10 protein-coding genes are annotated in these 19,938 nt (G+C 45.5%); 3 read left to right on the forward strand and 7 right to left on the reverse strand.

Going from position 1 to position 19,938, the window contains the following annotated elements:
• Window positions 1–441: 441 nt before the first annotated feature.
• Entirely contained in the window at window positions 442–927 is a 486-nt protein-coding gene (rsd, locus tag FJD32_RS20535; RefSeq protein WP_086023981.1) for a sigma D regulator, read from the forward strand.
• Window positions 928–1,111: 184 nt separating this feature from the next.
• Here the strand turns inward: rsd and acnB are convergent, their stop codons facing one another.
• Window positions 1,112–3,709 (reverse strand): bifunctional aconitate hydratase 2/2-methylisocitrate dehydratase, encoded by a 2,598-nt coding sequence (acnB, locus tag FJD32_RS20540; RefSeq protein WP_047535159.1) that lies wholly within the window; start codon window positions 3,707–3,709, stop codon window positions 1,112–1,114.
• A 421-nt stretch (window positions 3,710–4,130) separates the two neighbouring features.
• Between acnB and hxpB the strand changes: the two genes are divergently transcribed.
• A complete protein-coding gene (gene hxpB / locus FJD32_RS20545) occupies window positions 4,131–4,784 on the forward strand; it encodes a hexitol phosphatase HxpB (RefSeq protein WP_140906844.1) in 654 nt (217 codons plus the stop codon).
• A 21-nt stretch (window positions 4,785–4,805) separates the two neighbouring features.
• On the opposite strand, the gene FJD32_RS20550 is transcribed toward hxpB, so the two are convergent.
• On the reverse strand, window positions 4,806–6,416 hold the full coding sequence (locus FJD32_RS20550; RefSeq protein ID WP_011787758.1) for an IS1634-like element ISSpu7 family transposase: 1,611 nt from the start codon (window positions 6,414–6,416) through the stop codon (window positions 4,806–4,808).
• A 187-nt stretch (window positions 6,417–6,603) separates the two neighbouring features.
• On the opposite strand from FJD32_RS20550, the gene FJD32_RS20555 reads away from it, so the two are divergent.
• A complete protein-coding gene (locus FJD32_RS20555; RefSeq protein ID WP_037413600.1) occupies window positions 6,604–6,930 on the forward strand; it encodes a DUF2845 domain-containing protein in 327 nt (108 codons plus the stop codon).
• Window positions 6,931–6,988: 58 nt separating this feature from the next.
• Here the strand turns inward: FJD32_RS20555 and FJD32_RS20560 are convergent, their stop codons facing one another.
• The 5 genes from FJD32_RS20560 to aceF all read right to left on the reverse strand — a co-directional run bounded on the left by FJD32_RS20560 (window position 6,989) and on the right by aceF (window position 19,926).
• Window positions 6,989–9,031 (reverse strand): M13-type metalloendopeptidase, encoded by a 2,043-nt coding sequence (locus FJD32_RS20560; RefSeq protein ID WP_140907498.1) that lies wholly within the window; start codon window positions 9,029–9,031, stop codon window positions 6,989–6,991.
• Between the two features lie 211 nt (window positions 9,032–9,242).
• Complete coding sequence (locus tag FJD32_RS20565; protein WP_181159866.1) at window positions 9,243–11,462, reverse strand: patatin-like phospholipase family protein; 2,220 nt, start codon at window positions 11,460–11,462, stop codon at window positions 9,243–9,245.
• 225 nt (window positions 11,463–11,687) lie between these two features.
• Window positions 11,688–16,160: an EAL domain-containing protein gene (locus FJD32_RS20570; protein ID WP_140907500.1), complete on the reverse strand. Its 4,473-nt coding sequence runs from the start codon at window positions 16,158–16,160 to the stop codon at window positions 11,688–11,690.
• 167 nt (window positions 16,161–16,327) lie between these two features.
• Window positions 16,328–17,755, reverse strand: coding sequence for a dihydrolipoyl dehydrogenase (lpdA, locus tag FJD32_RS20575; protein ID WP_011627382.1), 1,428 nt, complete (start codon window positions 17,753–17,755; stop codon window positions 16,328–16,330).
• A gap of 149 nt (window positions 17,756–17,904) precedes the next feature.
• Complete coding sequence (aceF, locus tag FJD32_RS20580) at window positions 17,905–19,926, reverse strand: pyruvate dehydrogenase complex dihydrolipoyllysine-residue acetyltransferase (protein ID WP_140907501.1); 2,022 nt, start codon at window positions 19,924–19,926, stop codon at window positions 17,905–17,907.
• Window positions 19,927–19,938: the final 12 nt, after the last annotated feature.

The following is a 19,938-nucleotide window of genomic DNA, read 5'->3' on the forward strand; positions in this document are numbered from 1 at the left end:
TTATTGAGATCCGCTGGGTCGGTAGTTTAGCATTTACGCGAATAATGTAACCAATATGAGATAATTTATGTGAGCTATTCCCCATCATTGCTGTCCATTTAAGCAGTTATCCTCAAAATGCTAGCCAGATAACATACTGTTTATTAATCGAACTCAAAGTCACAGTCAGACAGAAAAAAGTTGCACCAGTTCCCCGCCTTTGGTATAAAAAGTCTGCGCTAGCAAGAACAATCAAGAAGCTCGTCGCATCGAGCCTGCTATATACATTACTCGCCCAACGATAGGTTTCTATCGTTGGGCTTTTTATTTCCACATTTTTTTATACAAAACAGCTGGTTTGTCCATTTACCAATTATCGCAAATCCCGATAAAAAGGGTTGATCGAAGAGCTATTTCTCCCCTACATTAGAGTTATGTCCTAGCACTTAAATGGAATGCATCATGCTGAGAGAACTCGAAAAAGCAGAACAAAAGTGGGGCGGTTCAAATAAGCTTATAGATCAATGGCTAGAAAATCGTCGCAAACTCTTGGTGCATTATTGCCAAATTGCTGGGCTACCGCCCTACACTAATGCGGAAAAATCGCTTCCCTCTTTTGAGAACGTAAAGTCATTTTGTGATTTATTAGTGGATTACGTTTCTGAAGGTCATTTCGAAGTGTATGACCAAGTGATTAACGCCTGCGAAAAATTTGGCGCCCCTTGCAAAGCGGCTATTCAACAGGTTTTGCCTAAGATCACCCCAACGACCAACGCAGCGCTAGACTTTAACGATAAGTATGCTGAAACGCAGGACGATCAAGTGATGTATCAGCTCGATAAAGATCTCTCCGAACTGGCGCATACCATGGAAACGCGTTTCGAGTTAGAGGATAAGCTCCTCGAAGTGCTGCACAGCAAATACTCAGAGCACGCCCAGCAAGCTTAATGCGGCATGATAAGCCACGCTAAACACTGCGCTAAAGAGATATCTGACCGATAAATAATCAATTTATCCTCTGTCTTTCGTTAAGTTGCTATGTGATTGTTTGCGCATAAACAGTTAGAGCAAAGCATTCAATAGAAACAAAAAAGCCAGCTTTCGCTGGCTTTTTCATTATCATATCAATCGATTATACAGCTGATTGAAAGATCACTTGTGATGCTTTCTTAGTGTAAGAATCGATTTGATCGAAGTTCAAGTAACGGTAAGTGTCAGCTGCAGTTGCGTCTAACTCTTTCGCGTATTCTTGGTATTCTTCAACCGTAGGCAGACGACCTAACAATGCTGCCACTGCCGCTAATTCCGCAGACGCTAAGTATACGTTAGCACCTGTACCTAAACGGTTCGGGAAGTTACGGGTAGAAGTAGAAACCACTGTCGCACCTTCAGCCACTCGTGCTTGGTTACCCATACACAGTGAACAGCCTGGGATCTCGATACGCGCACCAACGCGACCGAAAATACCGTAGTAGCCTTCCTCGGTCAGTTGGTCTTTGTCCATCTTAGTCGGTGGTGCAATCCAAAGACGGGTTGGCAGTGTCTTAGCAAACTTATCTAACATCTTACCAGTCGCACGGAAGTGACCGATGTTAGTCATACAAGAACCCACGAACACTTCGTCAATCTTCGTTTGCGCAACAGATGACAGTAACACGGCATCGTCTGGATCGTTAGGCGCACACAGGATTGGCTCTTTGATCTCGTTCAGATCGATTTCGATTACTGCTGCGTACTCGGCATCGGCGTCAGCACTCATCAACTCAGGGTTCGCTAACCACTCTTCCATGCCTTTGATACGACGCTCTATCGTGCGACGGTCACCGTAACCTTCAGCGATCATCCACTTCAGCATAGTGATGTTAGAGTTCAGGTACTCGATGATTGGCTCTTTGTCTAACTTGATAGTACAACCCGCTGCAGAGCGTTCTGCTGAGGCGTCAGACAGTTCGAATGCCTGTTCTACTTTCAGGGTTTCTAAGCCTTCGATTTCCAGTACGCGACCAGAGAAGATGTTGATCTTACCTTTCTTCTCAACAGTCAGCAGACCCATTTCAATCGCTTTTAATGGGATAGCATGTACTAGATCACGTAGGGTGATACCAGGTTGCATCTTGCCCTTGAAGCGTACTAATACTGATTCTGGCATGTCCAGAGGCATCACACCGGTCGCAGCAGCGAAGGCAACAAGACCAGAACCCGCTGGGAATGAAATACCGATTGGGAAACGCGTATGTGAGTCACCACCAGTACCAACTGTGTCTGGTAATAACATACGGTTTAACCATGAGTGAATAACACCGTCACCTGGGCGCAGCGACACACCACCACGGTTCATAATGAAGTCTGGCAGTGTGTGGTGCGTGTTAACGTCAACTGGTTTTGGATAAGCGGCAGTGTGGCAGAATGACTGCATAGTCAAATCGGCACTGAAGCCTAAACAAGCTAAGTCTTTCAGCTCGTCACGGGTCATAGGACCGGTAGTGTCCTGTGAACCTACAGAAGTCATCTTAGGTTCGCAGTATTGGCCTGGGCGCACGCCAGCAACGCCACAGGCTTTACCGACCATCTTCTGTGCAAGCGTATAACCTTTGCCATTATCAGCGATGTCTTGAGGACGTACGAATACGTCAGAGGCTGGTAAACCTAATACTGCACGTGCTTTGTCAGTTAAACCACGACCGATGATCAGTGGAATACGACCACCTGCACGCACTTCGTCTAACAGTACGTCGGTTTTCAGGCTGAACTCAGAAATCACTTCATCTGAGCCATGACGCTTAACAACACCAGCATATGGGTAAATGTCGATCACATCGCCCATTTCCATTTTGCTGACGTCGAGTTCGATTGGCAGTGCGCCCGCATCTTCCATAGTGTTGAAGAAAATCGGCGCAATTTTGCCACCTAAGCAGAAACCACCAGCACGTTTGTTAGGTACGAATGGGATATCATCGCCCATGAACCACAGTACTGAGTTAGTCGCAGATTTACGTGATGAACCAGTACCTACAACGTCACCCACGTAAACTAATGGGAAACCTTTGGTTTTCAGTTCTTCTAATTTCTTGATTGGACCTACGCTACCAGGTACATCTGGCTCGATACCATCACGTGCGTTTTTCAGCATAGCTAAGGCGTGCAATGGGATATCTGGACGTGACCAAGCATCGGGTGCTGGTGACAGGTCGTCGGTGTTGGTTTCACCAGAGACTTTGAATACGGTCAGGGTGACTTTGTCCGCTAATTTTGGACGGCTTAAGTACCAGTCTGCATTTGCCCACGCTTCAACCACTTGTTTAGCATAGACGTTACCGGCTTCCATTTTCTCAACCACATCGTGGAAAGAGTCAAACATCAGCAAAGTGTGAGATAAGGCTTTAGCAGCTAAAGGCGCCAGAGCGGGGTTATCTAACTGAGCGATCAGCGGCTCGATGTTATAGCCACCTTGCATAGTGCCTAATAACTCAGTCGCACGTTCGGCAGATAGTATGGGTGAAGTTGCAGTGCCTTTAGCAACCGCATCTAAGAAAGCGGCTTTTACATAGGCGGCTTCGTCAACACCGGGGGGAATTCGATTTTCGAGCAGGTCAAGAATAACAGCTTCTTCACCAGCGGGGGGATTTTGAACCAATTTAACCAGTTCAGCCACTTGATGTGCATCTAATGGCTTAGGGACTACGCCCTCTGCAGCACGTTCTGCGACGTGTTTACGATATGCTTCTAGCACGGCAACATTCCTCTTTGTTTGGCGCTCTAACAACGAAACTGCACGTCTTCTCAATTGAAGCTGACAGTCCGACATGATCGACCCGTATTTCCGGCCAGCAGTATACTACAGCTTTGCAAAAGTATGAATCAGGTCACACTCGGCAAAAGACGAAATAAGGGCTAAATCCGGAGGTGCAACTCAACTTACGGCAACAATAAAACAATGGAAATTAGACAATAGTTTGAAAACAGATAAAAAACCATAACCTACAAATAGTTAACATAAGTTAATCAATTTAAAATCGAACGATTATTTTTTTGGACATCAATTCCTTTCCGCCAAAAATATTTCTCAACTTTGTGTGTTTAGGCTTTGAAGATGACGGGCTTAAACTTACACTCAAGCTCGAATGACCCATTTCCCGTCCTTTGGAGTAGTAATGACATCCCTCAGTATTCAAGCCGTTATTTTTGATATGGATGGCGTGTTAATTGATTCAGAACCCCTTTGGCAAAGGGTTGAATATGAAGTGTTATCGGCACTTGGCGTACCCGTCACTATTGAAACGATTCAACAAACCACGGGGTTACGTATCGATCAATGTGTCGATTATTGGTATCACAAAGCGCCTTGGGCCGATTACGATAATGCCAAGGTCAGCAACGCCATTGTTGATAGGGTTGCTGAGGAGATCCTGAAAACAGGCGAAGCCATGCAAGGCGTTCAGCAAGCCATTGATTACTGCCAAGCCAAAGGCTTAAAGATAGGCTTAGCCACCTCCTCTTTTTACACCATTATCGAAGCCGTACTTAGTAAGCTCGGCCTAAGTGATGAGTTTATGGCGGTACAATCCGCCGAAGGCCTCACCTATGGCAAGCCGCATCCAGAGGTTTACTTAAATTGCGCGGCCGCCTTAGAAGTCGACCCGCGTTATTGCCTCGCGATTGAAGACTCTTTTAATGGTCTGATCGCAGCCCGCGCTGCCAATATGCAAACCGTTGCGATTCCTGCGCCAGAACAACGCGGTGAAGCAAAATGGATCATCGCCCATCATCAATTAGAGAGTTTATTGGAGCTTGATAAGGTGTTCTAAATCCGACATTCCGCAGCTAATTTAGGAATAAACTACCTCATAGAATCTACCGAGTAATTTGAGTAGTTGTGTTTGGTGATCTTGAAGTCCAGTGATGAACCTTTGGCCGTTAATCTCTAGCGTATCTATGCCTTCGAATTGCAAGAAGACCCAACGTGCCGTCGGTCTGGAGGTCGTCTTGTTCTTTACCATACTTGGGAAGAACGCTTCGGTTTGTGCGAGTTGTTCTCTGATTTTGTGTTCTAAACTAGCGTAAACAAGCAAGCTCAACGTCATTATCATTAGCAACGCTTCAATGCGCTCAGGCTTTTTCAAGAAGATGGAAGAGGTTAAAAACTCAGGGCTTTTTAGAAAACGGAAGCCGCGCTCGACTTTTTGTTGCGATTTGTAATGTGCTAGAAGAGCCGCCATGGTGAGTGCTTCATTGTCGGTGTCATTCGTCGCGAGGATAAACATGCCTACTTTGAGCTTAGCCAGTTTTACTTTTTCTAGGTCGGTGAAGGGGGCGGCTTCGATAAAGTATTGGTATCCTGTCGGTGCTTCATCTGTCTTTGGGCGGCCCGAATGAGAGTAAGTCGGCTGTTTGATGAGAGTGCCTTGTTCAAACCCAAGTAAGTCACATTGTTTCTTGAAATCGTTAAACGCTAATTCTGCGTCAACTTCACAAGCGAATGGTTTTTTACTTAGCTTTTCCAACGCTTTGATTTCTTTTGCTATGTTTTTCTCTAAGTTCTTGAAGAAAGTGATTTCTTCCCGCTTGGTGGCCTGTTCACTGTGAACGAGCAACCAACGTTGATTGACCTTTCCGTAATCCGAGTCTATCCAACATCCTGAGTAGCCATGACCGATAGTGCTTAATTGCTCTGGCTCTAGCGCAAGTAGTGCTTGTTTTGCGAGCTTGATGGTCATGGGGACACGGGTAATGAATTTTTGATTTTGCTCATCTAGCGAGGAGATGCTTTCTTCGGTGTACAAAGCGGCATCAGCGATAAAGTAACGACTATTTTGCGCGGCTTTTAGGCAATGTATGTGTCTTTTAGTGACTTCAGCGAATGCCTTGGCATCATTGGTGTTACCACTCAGTGCTTGCATGTAAACAGGAATACCTGCTTGGTTTTCACAGATGAGTTCAAGCACGACTTGGTTAAGCTCTGGCCTATGATCCCGACTATAACCTCTTACAAGCTTAATCACGTTGGTGTTTTCATCTTGTGCATACTCACCATCAACGTGGAAGCTAGTGATATCAAGATGAACAGAATCGGTCGTCAAGCCCAGTTTATCAACAACACGCTCAGCAATAACCTGATAGAGCGCTGAGACATCGGCTTCGTATAGAGCATCTAATGTGCGGCCTAGTACATCATCAGTCAGGTGGTGTGCTTCAATGTCTTTGGCGAGTAGCTTAGATACAGGCTTGGTCTTAAAAAAGTCCGAGAACATGTGCAGTGTTCTGCTATGAAAGCCAAGTCCATTTAGGAGCATGGCCAATACCGCGTCACCATGAGAAACATTGTGGTCAGAATATTTTGGGATAACGGCATCTATCATCCGTGGCAGGCCAATTTCGTGACAAAAGGCGGCAATGAGACCAAGGTGATCTAAGCGTTTAATAACAGGATGGGTAGACATATTTTGAGACCGTCAAATAGCAGTAATAGATCAAAACTGTCGATCGCGGTCAAGATGGTGTCGTAGTTTTTATGAAAAGCTGATCGCCAGATCACACTATTTAAATTCTGGAATTAGCTGCGGAATGACGGCTAAATCAATTCACCGAATCAATTTGAGAAAGGTTAATCACTGCTAGGACAAACCGATGAAGTATTATGTGTTGTTAATACTGTGGGCGGCGAGTTTGCCAGCCTTAGCGACAGATTCTATGCGCTGTAAGCAATTCGTCATCAACGTAGGCGATCCCTTAGACGCAGTGTTAGAAAAGTGCGGACCGCCAAACGAAGCCAAAGAATACAGCCAACCCGCCACTTATCGAAACTCCGCGGGTGATATCGTGATTGATCCAAGCAAGTTGCCGATAGAATATGCTGAGTGGACCTATGATTTTGGCCCAACACGATTGATGCGGCGGGTTTATGCAACCGATCAAAAAATCGAAAAAATTGAAACCTTAGGATATGGGCATTAATCCTAACCCAAGTAAAAAGCCAGACAGATGTCTGGCTTTTTCGTTTTCATCCTATGGATTACCAGATTTTTACGCGCTCTTCTGGTTTTAAATACATCTTGTCGCTCTCTTTCAGCTCAAAGGCTTTATAGAAAGCTTCAATATTGCGCGGCGTCCCCATCGCGCGGTAGTGGCTAGGTGAATGTGGATCCGTCAGTAAACGACGACCTAACTCTTCATCACGGTAATTACGGCGCCATACCTGTGACCAACCGACGAAGAAACGCTGCTCGCCCGTTAGGCCATCGAGCACGGGAGCAGGTTTACCGTTTAAGCTCATCATATAAGCGCGAGCAGCTACTGTTAATCCACCTAAGTCACCGATGTTTTCGCCTAAGGTTAAATCACCGTTCACAAACTTACCGGGTAATGCTTCGTAGCCAGAATACTGCGCCGACAGTTGCTTACCGCGTTTTTGGAACTCTTCACGGTCTTTATCCGACCACCAGTCACGCAGGTTACCGTCGCCATCGTACTTAGCGCCTTGGTCGTCGAAACCATGGCTGATTTCGTGGCCAATAACCGCACCGATACCGCCGTAGTTGACCGCATCATCGGCTTCCATATTGAAAAATGGCGGTTGCAGAATCGCTGCTGGGAATACGATTTCATTGCCAACTGGGCTGTAATAAGCGTTCACCGTTTGCGGTGTCATATGCCACTCGGTACGATCGATTGGCTTACCGAGCTTGTTGATCATGTCTTGATATTCAAACTGGGCGTAACGCATATAGTTGCCCACCAGCTCATCAGGCTTGATTTCTAGCGCAGTGTAGTCTTTCCATTTGTCTGGATAACCAATCTTGTAGGTAAACTTAGACAGTTTTTCCTGAGCCGCGACTTTAGTTTCTGGCGTCATCCACTCGAGCTCATTAATACTGACTTCGAAACCTTTGATCAGATTTTTGATCATAGTTTCCATGCGAGCTTTGGCTTCTGGTTTAAAGTACTGCTTAACGTACTCTTCACCCACTAATTCACCTATTACTTGGTCGGCGCCATCAACCGCTTTTTTCCAGCGTGGTTGCTGCTCTTCAATGCCCATCAACGTTTTGCTCTTAAAGGCAAAGTTAAGATCGACAAAGTTTTTACTTAACAGCTCGGCGTAACTATCCACGAGGTGGAACGTTAAATAGTCCTGCCAAGCCGAAACAGGGAAGGCATCAAAATTTGCACCTAACTTTTCAAAATAAGAGGGTTGACGCACGATCACGTCAGTCACTTTATCACCTAAGCCAGCAGTCGCGGCAAAGGCATTAAAATCAAACTGTCCCATAAGCTTTTGCAGCTCGGCGCGGTTCAGTTTGTTATAGGATTTGTTCGCATCGCGCGACTCTACACGGCTCCACTGACTTTTCGCGATCATCATTTCAATATCGGCCACGTTTTTCGCGGCACGTTTTGCATTTTTATAGCCCGCTTCAGTCAGAATATCAGTCACATATTTCGCCATTGCTTGGCGATTAGCGACAAACTTAGCGTCATCTTTTAAGTAGTAATCGCGGTCTGGCAAGGTTAAGCCCGACTGGCTTAAATACACTGCATATTGGGTAGAATTTTTCGCGTCGTTATTAACGTAGAAACCAAAGGGAATACCTGAGCCGCTGGTGAGTAATTTCCCCATCACCGCGGGTAATTCACTGTGATTTTTCACTGCAGAGATGTCCGCCAGTAATGGATTTAATGGGGTTACACCTAAGGATTCGAGCAAATCGGTATTCATAAAGCTGGCGTTAAAGTCGCCAATTTTTTGCTCATTGGAGCCAGGGGCTGCATTCTTTTTTGCGGCCGCTGCATCGATGATCTTTTTCAATGCATCTTGGCTTTGATCGTACAGCACAGAAAATGCACCGTAGTTGGATTTATCAGCTGGAATGGGTGTGTTGGCTAACCATTTACCGTTAACACTGTAGTAAAAATCATCTTGATGGCGAACTGAGGCATCAAAGTTTTGTAATTCAATGCCAGAAACCGCGGCGACTTCAGTTTTAGGCTCGCTGCTGCAAGCGGCTAAACCTAGGCTCAGGGCAATCCCCAGCGCCAGTGTGCTAATCTTCTTCATTGTTTTCCCCAGCTTCCGTTGAGAGTGTTGTTATTTTTTCCTGCAAAACCTTAGCATTTTGCCTAGTTTGGCTGTAGCAAGATTTTGTAAAAGGTTATGACACTTAGTGATATTTGCGCAAACCAGTATAAACGCGATTTTTAGATTATGCGGGAATAGTGTTCAGCAGGAAAAACGAAGGGCATAACCTTAGTTATGCCCTTCGATCGATTTAGAAGGCTTTACCGACAAATAAATACAAGGATTTATCACCCATATCTGTAATACCAAAGCCCAGTGCTGCCGGCCCCATAGAAGTATCTGTACCTATGTAAAGGCTAGAAGCATAGATAAGGTCTGAGAGGGATACCTCTGAGCGTTCATACCATACATTTCCCGCCTCTAAACTTAGCCCTAAATAGAGTGGGTAATCTCTCATACCTAATAAGGCATCTCGGCCCAGATCATACTGATAGACAAAGGCGCCAAAGAGCTTATGCGCCCCTGTGAGCGAGTCCTTGTGATAACCAGAAAGGTTTAAGAAACCGCCCAAATCGGACAAGTGTAACGTATTAAGTCCGTCATTATTATTTGTCGCAAGCGACGCTTTACCTACAAAGGCGTGATTGCCAACGCTCAGTGCGCCTTTCCAATCGGCTTCAACCTGAACACTAAATTCGTTTTTATTGTTATCAACGACATCGTCAAAATCTTCATTACGCACATACACATTTAAGGTGATGCGGTTACCCGAAGTCGGGAAACTAATACTGTCTAAGCTGTCATAACCAACCCTCAAGTAAGCACCGTAGGAGTTAAAATCAAAATCCTTCAGCAACCAGGCATCATTGACGATAACGCCTTTCTCCCCCACTAAACCAAATTCAATAAACCCTTGCAAGACATAGTTATAACCAATTCCTAATTCAATAGTGTGGGTTTTCTTGTCAAAGACAAAAACACGGTTATTGTTATCGTAGAGATCCCAATTATGAACATCGAATTGATATCGGGCTCGACTATAAAACTCTTGATCTCTATCTAGCGGTTGATAAAACTCGGTTGCAAATAGCTTTTCGAATCCAAGCTTAACTTCGTTTCGCCACTCTCCGCCATTAAAGGTTAAGTCTGTCATGGTATAAGCCATATCAAAGCTGATGGCTGAATCAGAGCTAAAATCGTCCTCCCAATTAAAGCCTAGTTGGAAGTAATTTGGTCCCCAAGATTTAGCTCGGGTGGTTACCGTAAGTACACGCCCTTCTTTACCCTCCACAAATTCGGCGTCAACACGTTCAAATTTATTTAAGGAATAGATACGTTTTATCGCATCGTTCAATTCATCTTTAGTAATATTCTGACCAGGTTTAAGTTCTAGGGTTTCTTTTAATAAATTAAGGCTAACTTTTGAGTGGTTATCAAACACAATTTCCTTGATAGGATGAGCGATATCCGCCATGACAGTCTTACCCTTGGCCCTTTTACTCTCAACATAGGCGGCATATTGTTCTTCGCTAACGCTCATCTTTTGCAATTTAACTAACTGACTGGTCGCCGCTTCTTTGCCGAGGGTTAACGCTAAAGGCATGATGGTAAAATCGGTTGTGCTTAGGGCATCGATCGCAGGACGGATCAACACATCATTATCAGTCAATAATTGCTTTTGTTTTTCAGTACTGGCGTTAGTCAAGAAATTGGACAACTGATCTAATACGGCAATAGTGCTATCGAGCTTATCTTTTTTTACCAGTGGTGAGCCAATATCCACAGCAATGATAATATCAGCGCCCATCGCCTTCACTACGTCCACAGGCATATTGTTGGCAATACCACCATCCACCAGTAACTTACCGTCGATTTGCGTAGGTTGTAATGCACCTGGCACCGTAGCAGAAGCCTGCATTGCTTTGATAATACTGCCATGGTTAAGCACAACGGGTAGGCTGGTTTCTAAATCCGTCGCCACGGCACGATAAGGAATAGCTAAAGCATCAAAATCACCAAATTGCTCCACTAAATCCGTAGACTGCCGTAATAACTGCGACATGGTCTGCCCACGCAATACCCCACTTGGCGCTTTCACCTCGCCTTCGGTATAACCAATATTGAGCGGAATATTATAGCGATCTCGTAACTGTTTATCTCGATAACTCAATACATTACGAGGGATGGTATCCGAATAACCACTATCCCAATCAACTCCCATCATGATGGTTTCGACTTCACTTGCACTGTATCCCAAGGCATACATACCCGCGACATAAGCGCCGATACTCGTACCTGCAATATAGTCCACAGGAATATGATGTTCTTCTAAAATTTTAAGTACACCAACATGGGCGGCGCCTTTAGCACCACCACCGCTTAACACTAATCCTATTTTTGGCCGTTCAGCCGCACATAAGGGAGTCAGCAACACACATAAAAAGAGAGAAGCTACTATTCGGCGCATCATAATGAGTACTTTTATAGGATAAAAAATTTCGAGTTAATATTAGCAAATTTATCTATTTAACCATCAGTCATATTTTATCTGAACCGATGAGTTGAAAATTTGCCATTAATGATCGCGTTATTTCATTTACGTTTAAACACAAGTGCTGTAAACAGATAATTCAACATAAAACCCCAACTTGAGCCGAGGCTAAAAATGCGCAATTAAGCACACATAAATTGCAGATTAAGATTGCAATGAGTCAAGCGGAGACTGTAACTGAAGATATTTTTCAAAATCACTGACAGACATTGGTTTGGCAAAGTAATAGCCCTGAACAATATAACAGCCACGGCTAAAAAGCTGCTCTAACTGCTCAACGGTTTCAACCCCTTCTGCTACTACGGTTAATTTTAAGTTACGAGCCAATTCAATAATACTACTCACAATAGCCTGATCGGCAGAATTCGAGGCGATATCGATCAAAAATGAACGGTCAATTTTGAGTGTATTCACCTCAAAATTGCGTAAATAAGCTAAAGAGGAATATCCGGTGCCAAAGTCGTCAATCGCGACTTCAATGCCTAGCTCGTCAAGCTGCATTAAGTGGGCTTTAGCCACCTGCAACTCTTTCATTAACACCCCTTCGGTAATTTCTAAGCATAAAGATGAAGCGGGCATACGGGTGGCATCGAGAATTTTCTTCACGCCATCGATAAAGTCTGGCTGACGGAAATGCACAGCTGAAATATTGACCGACAATTTAAATGGCTCAGCGGTTTGCATTGCCCATTTGGCCCCATCCGAACACGCGCGGCGTAAAACCCAGCGATCAATATCAACAACCAAACCACAAGCTTCGGCAACTTTAATAAAAATATCGGGTCGCACAAAACCATCGACGGGATGTCGCCAACGAATGAGTGCTTCCATGCCAATAAATTTATCCCCCTGCAAAATATCAATTTGTGGTTGATAATACAGTTCAAATTCTTGCCGCTCTATCGCTTTACGTAAATCCGCCTCCAAACGTAAATGGTATAACGCTTGGGCGTTGCGCTCTGATGAATAATATTTGAAGTTACCACGACCTTCTTCCTTGGCATGATACATGGCCAGATCCGCATTTTTTATGAAGGCTTCTGGCTGCATTGCATCATCGGGCCAAATACTGATCCCAATGCTGGTTGAAATATAAAACTCGCGGCCAAACAACCTAAATGGCGCGACGATTTGTGCCAACAACTGTTCAGCTAAGTGGTTAATATCACTTAACTCTTTAACATTCTTCAGCAAAATAACAAATTCATCGCCACCAAAACGGCAGAGTAAATGGTCACTTCCGATACAGGATTGTAATCGATTAGATGCTTCAACTAAGAGTGCATCGCCCATACTGTGGCCATAGGAATCATTGACATGCTTAAATCTATCTAGGTCAAGAAACAGCAATGCTAACTTTTCACCACTTTGCTCAGCCGCTTGAATAGATTGCATCAAACGATTGGCGAATAACGAACGGTTAGGGAGTCCTGTTAATACATCGTAATTTGCCAGACGTCTAAGGTCGGCCTCGGTGCGTTTCCGCTCAGTGATATCTGAAAATACCACTACATAGTGAATGGCATTTTCATTCAGTGACTGCATCACCGACACGTTAAGCCATACGGGATACACTAGGCCGTTTTGTCCGACTAACTCACGCTCACCCGTCCATGAGCTATCCTGACCAAGTAACTGGGCAACTTCCGTAGATAACCCATCCTTCATTTGCACAAATTGCGAAAATGATAGGCCGACTAAGCTCTGTTGTTCTGAGCCTATAATGTGCTGTGCGGCATGATTGGCAACACGAATATTTTCATCTACGTCTAAAATAAGTACACCTTCTGATGTATTTTCAAATGCTTGGGCTAAAAGACTGACTTCATCTTCAAGCTGTCGCTGCAAGGTTATATCACTATAAATCCCCGCTACCCGCTCAATAACTTGGGTTTGTTTATTACGAGCCACAGGACGCCCACGCACCCTCAACCAGCCCCAGTTACCATCGCGACGATGATATCGATATTCGGCTTCAAACCGATCAACCTCTCCTGCAAGCATGCTATTCCATTGCACCAGTACTTTTTCCCGATCCAAAGGATGTACGGGAAGTGAATCAAGAGTAAGTACAATTTCGTTGGCATGACTTCCCAAGACATAACCGCGGTTATCGAGATAAAAACATTGGCTATCCCTGTGCCATTCCCAAAGATCAGAGTCGCTACCACGTAACGATTGCCTGAGACGATCATCACTCTCGGTTAGCGCTTGATTCATCGCCATAAAGGTGCGAACCTGACGCTGTCGATACCAAGCTAAACTCAGTGCAATAATCGAAAACACTAATAATAATAAACCTTTAAACCCTTGAGTCAGCCACCAGTGCTGCTCAACATAGAAGGGAAAAGTAAAGGGCTTATCTGACCAGATTCCATTGACTTGGCTTAACACCTCAAGTAGATATTCTCCCGCTGCTAAGCCTGCGAGGTTTACCTGCGACTCACCTTGGAGCAGCACGTAGTTATCTTCCTCCCCTTGATATCTGAGTCGATATTTAAATTGTATTGGCGAATCATCAAGGTAATCGAGGTTAGTGATCTGCAGGCTTACCATATTGGCGTCAGGCTTAATCACCATCAACGGTTTGGGTAACAACGAGACTTGGGTATTGTTGTCGTAATAAACCGATACCGACTCCAACATCACATGATCATCGGCAATACGGTTGACCATCTTGTCCACATCAAGGTTCATCACCCCTTCAGGAGTACCAATATACAGACCTGAAACGGCAGAATAAAAATAGGCGCCTTCATTCATTTCATTAGAAATTAGGCCATCAAGTTGGTTAAACATTGAGATTTGCCCTGTCGCTCTATCTTGACGAATTAGCGAATCAGCACAGGCAACGACATTGGCATTGGTTGTTTTTTGGATAAAAAATACTGAACTACAATTTACTTGCCATTGTGAACTTAACGAAACCAGTTTACCGCTGTGGAGATTTAATTCGAATAAGCCCCTTTCATAGGAGCCAAACCACATCACACCGGGAGATATTTCTTCAATATGGCTAATTGAGGGCACAGAGTTTAAGCCACTGAACAATTGTCTTTGATCGTGAAAAAGATTTTGCTCGTCAATATAACCAAATACCTTTCGTCCACCTATCCATAATTTACCGTCAGAGGCTCGATATAAAGTACGAATGGTTGGCCGCTTAAGCTCTGGCGAATTCCCAGTTGCCCCATCAAAGTTAAATGGCTGCGGCTCAAACAGTCCTTGCTCCCAAAAATACAGCCCCGTACCCGTTGCAATCCAAAACCGTCCTTTGAGTTTCGGATCGGCATAAGTGCCATAGATGAGTTTATTTTTAAATGCTTCACCACCATGCGTCCACTGGGCAAAACTGATCCCTTTTAAGGTCAACTTATCCACGACAAACAAACCACTGGTGGTCGAAACTAATAAATAGTGGTCAATAAAGCGACTGATCCCGTAAACACTCTCGTGCGGCTTTAATCCCTCAATATCTACGGTAATTGCTTTTTGAGTGTTTCGCCCGACAAAGCTGACATTTGACGCCCCAAACCATAATCCTTCATCACTCGCAAACACCGACCACACCATAGCGTCAGATAATTGGTGTGGCGGTTCGCCAGTATAAGTATCAAGAATGAAATCCGGTTGCGAGGCCAGTAAGGCTAAACCATCTCCAGAGCCCCCAACCCACATCAAACCTGATTTATCAAACAATATCGCCTTTAATGTTTCCATATTGGCTTGAGTTTTAAGCTCTTGTTGATAATTTTCAATCTGATGGGTATCTGGAGACCACTTTAATAAACCTGCCCGACTCGAAAACCAAATCTCACCATTATGGCCTTCAGCCATAGCAGTGCTCCAATCGGGTAATTCAGGAACAGGGAAAATCTGTAAGGTTTTTGGTTCTAATCGGTAAATCCCTCGGCTCGTTGCAATCCAAATACGCTGTTTTGAATCCTCAAGCATATCCAGAATACTGCCCATAGGTTCAGTCCATTGGTAATCAACGACTTTTTCCCCGGCACTGTTGAGGAGTAACAATTGAAATTGACCCGCAACAAGAAACTGACCATCAGGCATGCTCAATAACTTGCGCCAGGGTAGATCGCGATTAACGGGTAACTGACTCACTAAAGTTAAGGTTAAGGTTGAGGGGGATAAGTCGTAAATCTGGCCGTTATCAATCAACAAGCGCCATTCTTGGGCATTTTTACGAGCAGCAGAAATTAACACTCCACTAGGGAAATGAGGGAATAAATTAGGTGACCCCATCTGGGTAAATTGATTTTTTGCGATGTCATAAAGATAGGTTGCGGCATTGGTGCTGACTAACAGCATATCGCGATCGATATTGACAACTGTTGTCAAAAACTCATCAGCAAGGCGTAACTCAGAACCCGTTTTATCAATTCGCCTCACTTTAGAATTACTAACCCTATATAAACCTTGCTCGGTTGCAGCCCATATAAAACCATGGTCATCGAGTGTGAGCGCGCGAATACTGGTCGCTTCAAGTCCGTCCCTGTCGGAAAAAACCCGTTGTACAAAACTACCCGCCCAAGCCGAATGAAGACCTGAACAAAAAACCAATATTGATGCCAAAAGGAAGTGGATTATTATTTTTTTCATTTGACGACTTACTTAACACCATAGTTTTACTGTAGCAGTTCAACAGTCTGAATACACCCGCACATTCACATTAACTTTACATTTTTACTTAGGCAATAAAAAAGCGCCCTAAAGGCGCTTTTACGAATATAAGTCTCAACTTATTTCAGGACGAGACAAAGGTTAAATTACTTTTTCTTTGCCTTTGGGTTTGGCAGGTCAGTAATAGAACCTTCGTAGATTTCAGCCGCTAGACCCACTGACTCGTGCAGCGTTGGGTGAGCGTGGATAGTTAATGCTAAATCTTCAGCATCACAACCCATTTCGATTGCTAGGCCGATTTCGCCTAACAGTTCGCCACCGTTCACACCCACGATAGCACCACCGATTACGCGGTGAGTGTCTTTATCGAAAATCAGCTTAGTCATACCTTCGCTGCAATCTGAAGCGATTGCACGGCCAGATGCAGCCCATGGGAAAGTCGCTGTTTCGTAAGCAATACCTTGCTCTTTCGCTTCTTTCTCAGTCAGACCAACCCAGGCCACTTCAGGGTCTGTGTAAGCGATTGATGGGATGACTTTTGGATCGAAGTAGTGCTTCATGCCAGCGATAACTTCGGCCGCTACGTGGCCTTCGTGCACGCCTTTGTGAGCGAGCATTGGTTGACCAACGATGTCACCGATAGCGTAGATGTGCGGTACGTTAGTACGTAATTGTTTGTCTACGTTGATGAAACCACGCTCATCAATCTTAACGCCCGCTTTTTCAGCGTCGATCAGCTTGCCATTTGGTGTACGGCCGATAGCCACTAACACAGCATCGTAACGAACAGGCTCTGCTGGCGCGCTCTTACCTTCCATCGAAACGTAGATACCGTCTTCACGGGCTTCAACCGCAGTGACTTTGGTTTCGAGGATCAGGTTGAATTTCTTCTTGATTTGCTTAGTGAATACGCGAACAACGTCTTTGTCAGCCGCAGGGATCACTTGGTCGAACATTTCAACCACGTCGATTTCACTGCCCAGAGAAGAGTAAACCGTACCCATTTCTAAACCGATGATACCGCCGCCCATTACCAGCAGTTTGCCAGGAACTTCTTTCAGTTCTAATGCGTCGGTCGAATCCCAAATACGTGGGTCTTCATGGGGAATGAATGGCAGTTTGATTGGGCGAGAACCCGCAGCGATGATCGCTTGGTCAAACTTAACAACGGTCACAGTGCCGTCTTCAGCTGTCACTTCTAAGCTGTTAGGGCCAGTAAATTTACCGAAGCCATTAACAACGTTTACTTTACGCATTTTAGACATGCCGCCTAAGCCACCAGTCAACTGGCTGATCACTTTTTGCTTGAAGCTGCGTAACTTGTCTAAATCGATGGTTGGCTCGCCGAACACCACACCGTGTGCAGCAACGGCTTTGGCTTCTTCGATGACTTTAGCAACGTGTAACAGGGCTTTAGATGGGATACAACCCACGTTCAAACACACGCCACCTAAAGTGCTAAAACGTTCAACGATAACGGTTTCCAGACCTAAGTCAGCCGCACGGAAGGCAGCAGAATATCCCGCAGGACCTGCACCTAATACCACTACCTGAGTTTTGATTTCGTTACTCATGTTTTCCTCTAATTCTCATTCAATCCGTTGGAGGGGAGTAATCCTGCCAACCGAAAATGCGCCAGCGCGTAAGGTGGGCGCATTTTAACCTGTGTTTGATACTGATCACAATAAACAAAAGGCCACTCAAGATGAGCAGCCTTATTTGTTTACAGAATCAAAGTACGAATATCGGACAGAATTCCTGACAGGGTCACGCTAAAGCGTGCAGCCATTGCACCATCGATCACGCGGTGATCGTAGGATAGCGACAGTGGCAACATCAATTTAGGCTCGAACTCTTTACCATTCCACTTAGGCTTAATTTCAGATTTAGACACACCTAAAATCGCCACGTCTGGGTAGTTAACGATTGGGGTAAATGCAGTACCACCAATGCCACCTAGGCTTGAAATAGTGAAGCAGCTACCCTGCATATCAGCAGATTTGAGCTTACCATCGCGAGCACGGATAGAAATATCGGCCAGCTCACGAGATAACTCGATAATGCCTTTCTTATCCACGTCACGCACCACTGGCACAACCAAACCGTTTGGCGTATCAACCGCCACACCGATGTGGTAGTACTTCTTCTGGATCAGTGATTCACCGTCGCTGCTTAAGCTTGAGTTGAACACAGGGAACTGTTGTAGCGTTTTCGCCACAGCTTTCATCATAAAGACCAGCGGAGTGATCTTATAATCGGCTTTCTTCTTCGCCGCTGCGTCGTTCTGCTGCTTACGGAACTCTTCCATTTCAGTGATATCAGCTTCATCGAACTGAGTCACGTGAGGAATAGTTACCCAGTTGCGGTGCAGGTTTGGACCAGAGATCTTCTGGATACGGCTTAATGGAATTTCTTCCACTTCACCAAATTTGCTGAAATCCACTTTCGGTGCGGCAATCACTTGCAGACCACCACCGTTACCCGCTGCAACGGAAGTTGCTGCTGTCGCCTTAGGACGAGACAGTTCGTATTTCACATACGCCTGAACGTCTTCCTTCATGATGCGACCTTTACGGCCAGAACCCGTCACTTGAGTAAGATCCACACCAAATTCACGGGCCAAACGGCGAACCGCAGGAGACGCATGAACCGCACCAGTAGACACAGGCGCACCTGCACTTGGGTGATGTGGAACTGGTGGACGGCTAGGGGCGGCTGCAACAGGAGCTGGTGCCACTTCTTGGGCGACTGGTGCAGGTGCTGGCGCGGCGGCTTGAGGCGCAGGAGCTGCACCAGCAGTCACAGTCTCAATCGTCGCAATCACGCTACCTTGAGAAACCTTATCACCGACTTTAACGGTTAACGACAACAGTTTACCGGCGAATGGCGCTGGTACTTCCATGGTCGCTTTATCGGTTTCTAACGTGATCAAACCTTGGTCGGCGGTGATCATATCACCCACAGACACTAGCACTTCAATCACATCGACATTGCTGGCATCACCAATATCTGGCACTTGGATTTCTTTAACAGCAACCACTGGTGCTGCAGCTGCAACTGGAGCAATTGGCGCAGCAGGAGCCGCTTGAGCGACAGGAGCTGATGCTGCTGGCGCGCTCGCTTGTGGCGCTGCAGCAGGAGCCGCGCCGCCCACTTCGAGCATGATCACTAATGAGCCTTGGGAAACCTTGTCACCCACAGCCACTTTCACTTCTTTTACCACACCCGCGAATGGCGATGGTACGTCCATGGTCGCTTTGTCGGTTTCAAGCGTGATAAGGCCAGCGTCAACCTCAATCTTATCGCCAGCGGCGACTAAGACTTCGATAACTGACACATCGGTGTCACCACCGATATCCGGCACAGTGACTTCAACCACTTGGGTTGCGCCCGTCGCTGTCGCGGCAGCCACAGGGGCTGGAGCCGCTTGTACTGGAGCAGGTGCTGCTGGAGCTGGCGCAGGAGCAGCAGCTTGAGCAACTGGCGCAGCAGCTTGAGCGGATGCGCCCGCTGCTTGCATCATCGCAATTAAGGTACCTTCGCTGACTTTGTCACCGACGGCCACTTTCAATTCGGCTAACACACCCGCGAAAGGCGCAGGAATGTCCATGGTCGCCTTGTCGCTTTCAACGGTCAGAATCGACTCTTCCGCTGCTAAGGTATCGCCCACAGAAGCACAGATTTCGATAACTTGTACTTCATCGCCGCCGATATCAGGAACAAAAACTTCTTTTAATTCAGCCATTTTTATTGCCTC

Origin of the sequence: Shewanella sp. LC6 (assembly GCF_006385735.2) — a bacterium.
In the GTDB taxonomy this organism is placed as follows: Bacteria; Pseudomonadota; Gammaproteobacteria; order Enterobacterales; family Shewanellaceae; genus Shewanella; species Shewanella xiamenensis.

Bases quoted from the DNA above. Each gene is read 5' to 3' on its own strand.
- rsd (WP_086023981.1), top strand. From the start codon at position 442: ATGCTGAGAGAACTCGAAAAAGCAGAACAAAAGTGGGGCGGTTCAAAT.
- hxpB (WP_140906844.1), top strand. From the start codon at position 4,131: ATGACATCCCTCAGTATTCAAGCCGTTATTTTTGATATGGATGGCGTG.
- FJD32_RS20550 (WP_011787758.1), bottom strand. From the start codon at position 6,416: ATGTCTACCCATCCTGTTATTAAACGCTTAGATCACCTTGGTCTCATT.
- FJD32_RS20555 (WP_037413600.1), top strand. From the start codon at position 6,604: ATGAAGTATTATGTGTTGTTAATACTGTGGGCGGCGAGTTTGCCAGCC.
- FJD32_RS20560 (WP_140907498.1), bottom strand. From the start codon at position 9,031: ATGAAGAAGATTAGCACACTGGCGCTGGGGATTGCCCTGAGCCTAGGT.
- FJD32_RS20565 (WP_181159866.1), bottom strand. From the start codon at position 11,462: ATGATGCGCCGAATAGTAGCTTCTCTCTTTTTATGTGTGTTGCTGACT.
- FJD32_RS20570 (WP_140907500.1), bottom strand. From the start codon at position 16,160: ATGAAAAAAATAATAATCCACTTCCTTTTGGCATCAATATTGGTTTTT.
- lpdA (WP_011627382.1), bottom strand. From the start codon at position 17,755: ATGAGTAACGAAATCAAAACTCAGGTAGTGGTATTAGGTGCAGGTCCT.
- aceF (WP_140907501.1), bottom strand. From the start codon at position 19,926: ATGGCTGAATTAAAAGAAGTTTTTGTTCCTGATATCGGCGGCGATGAA.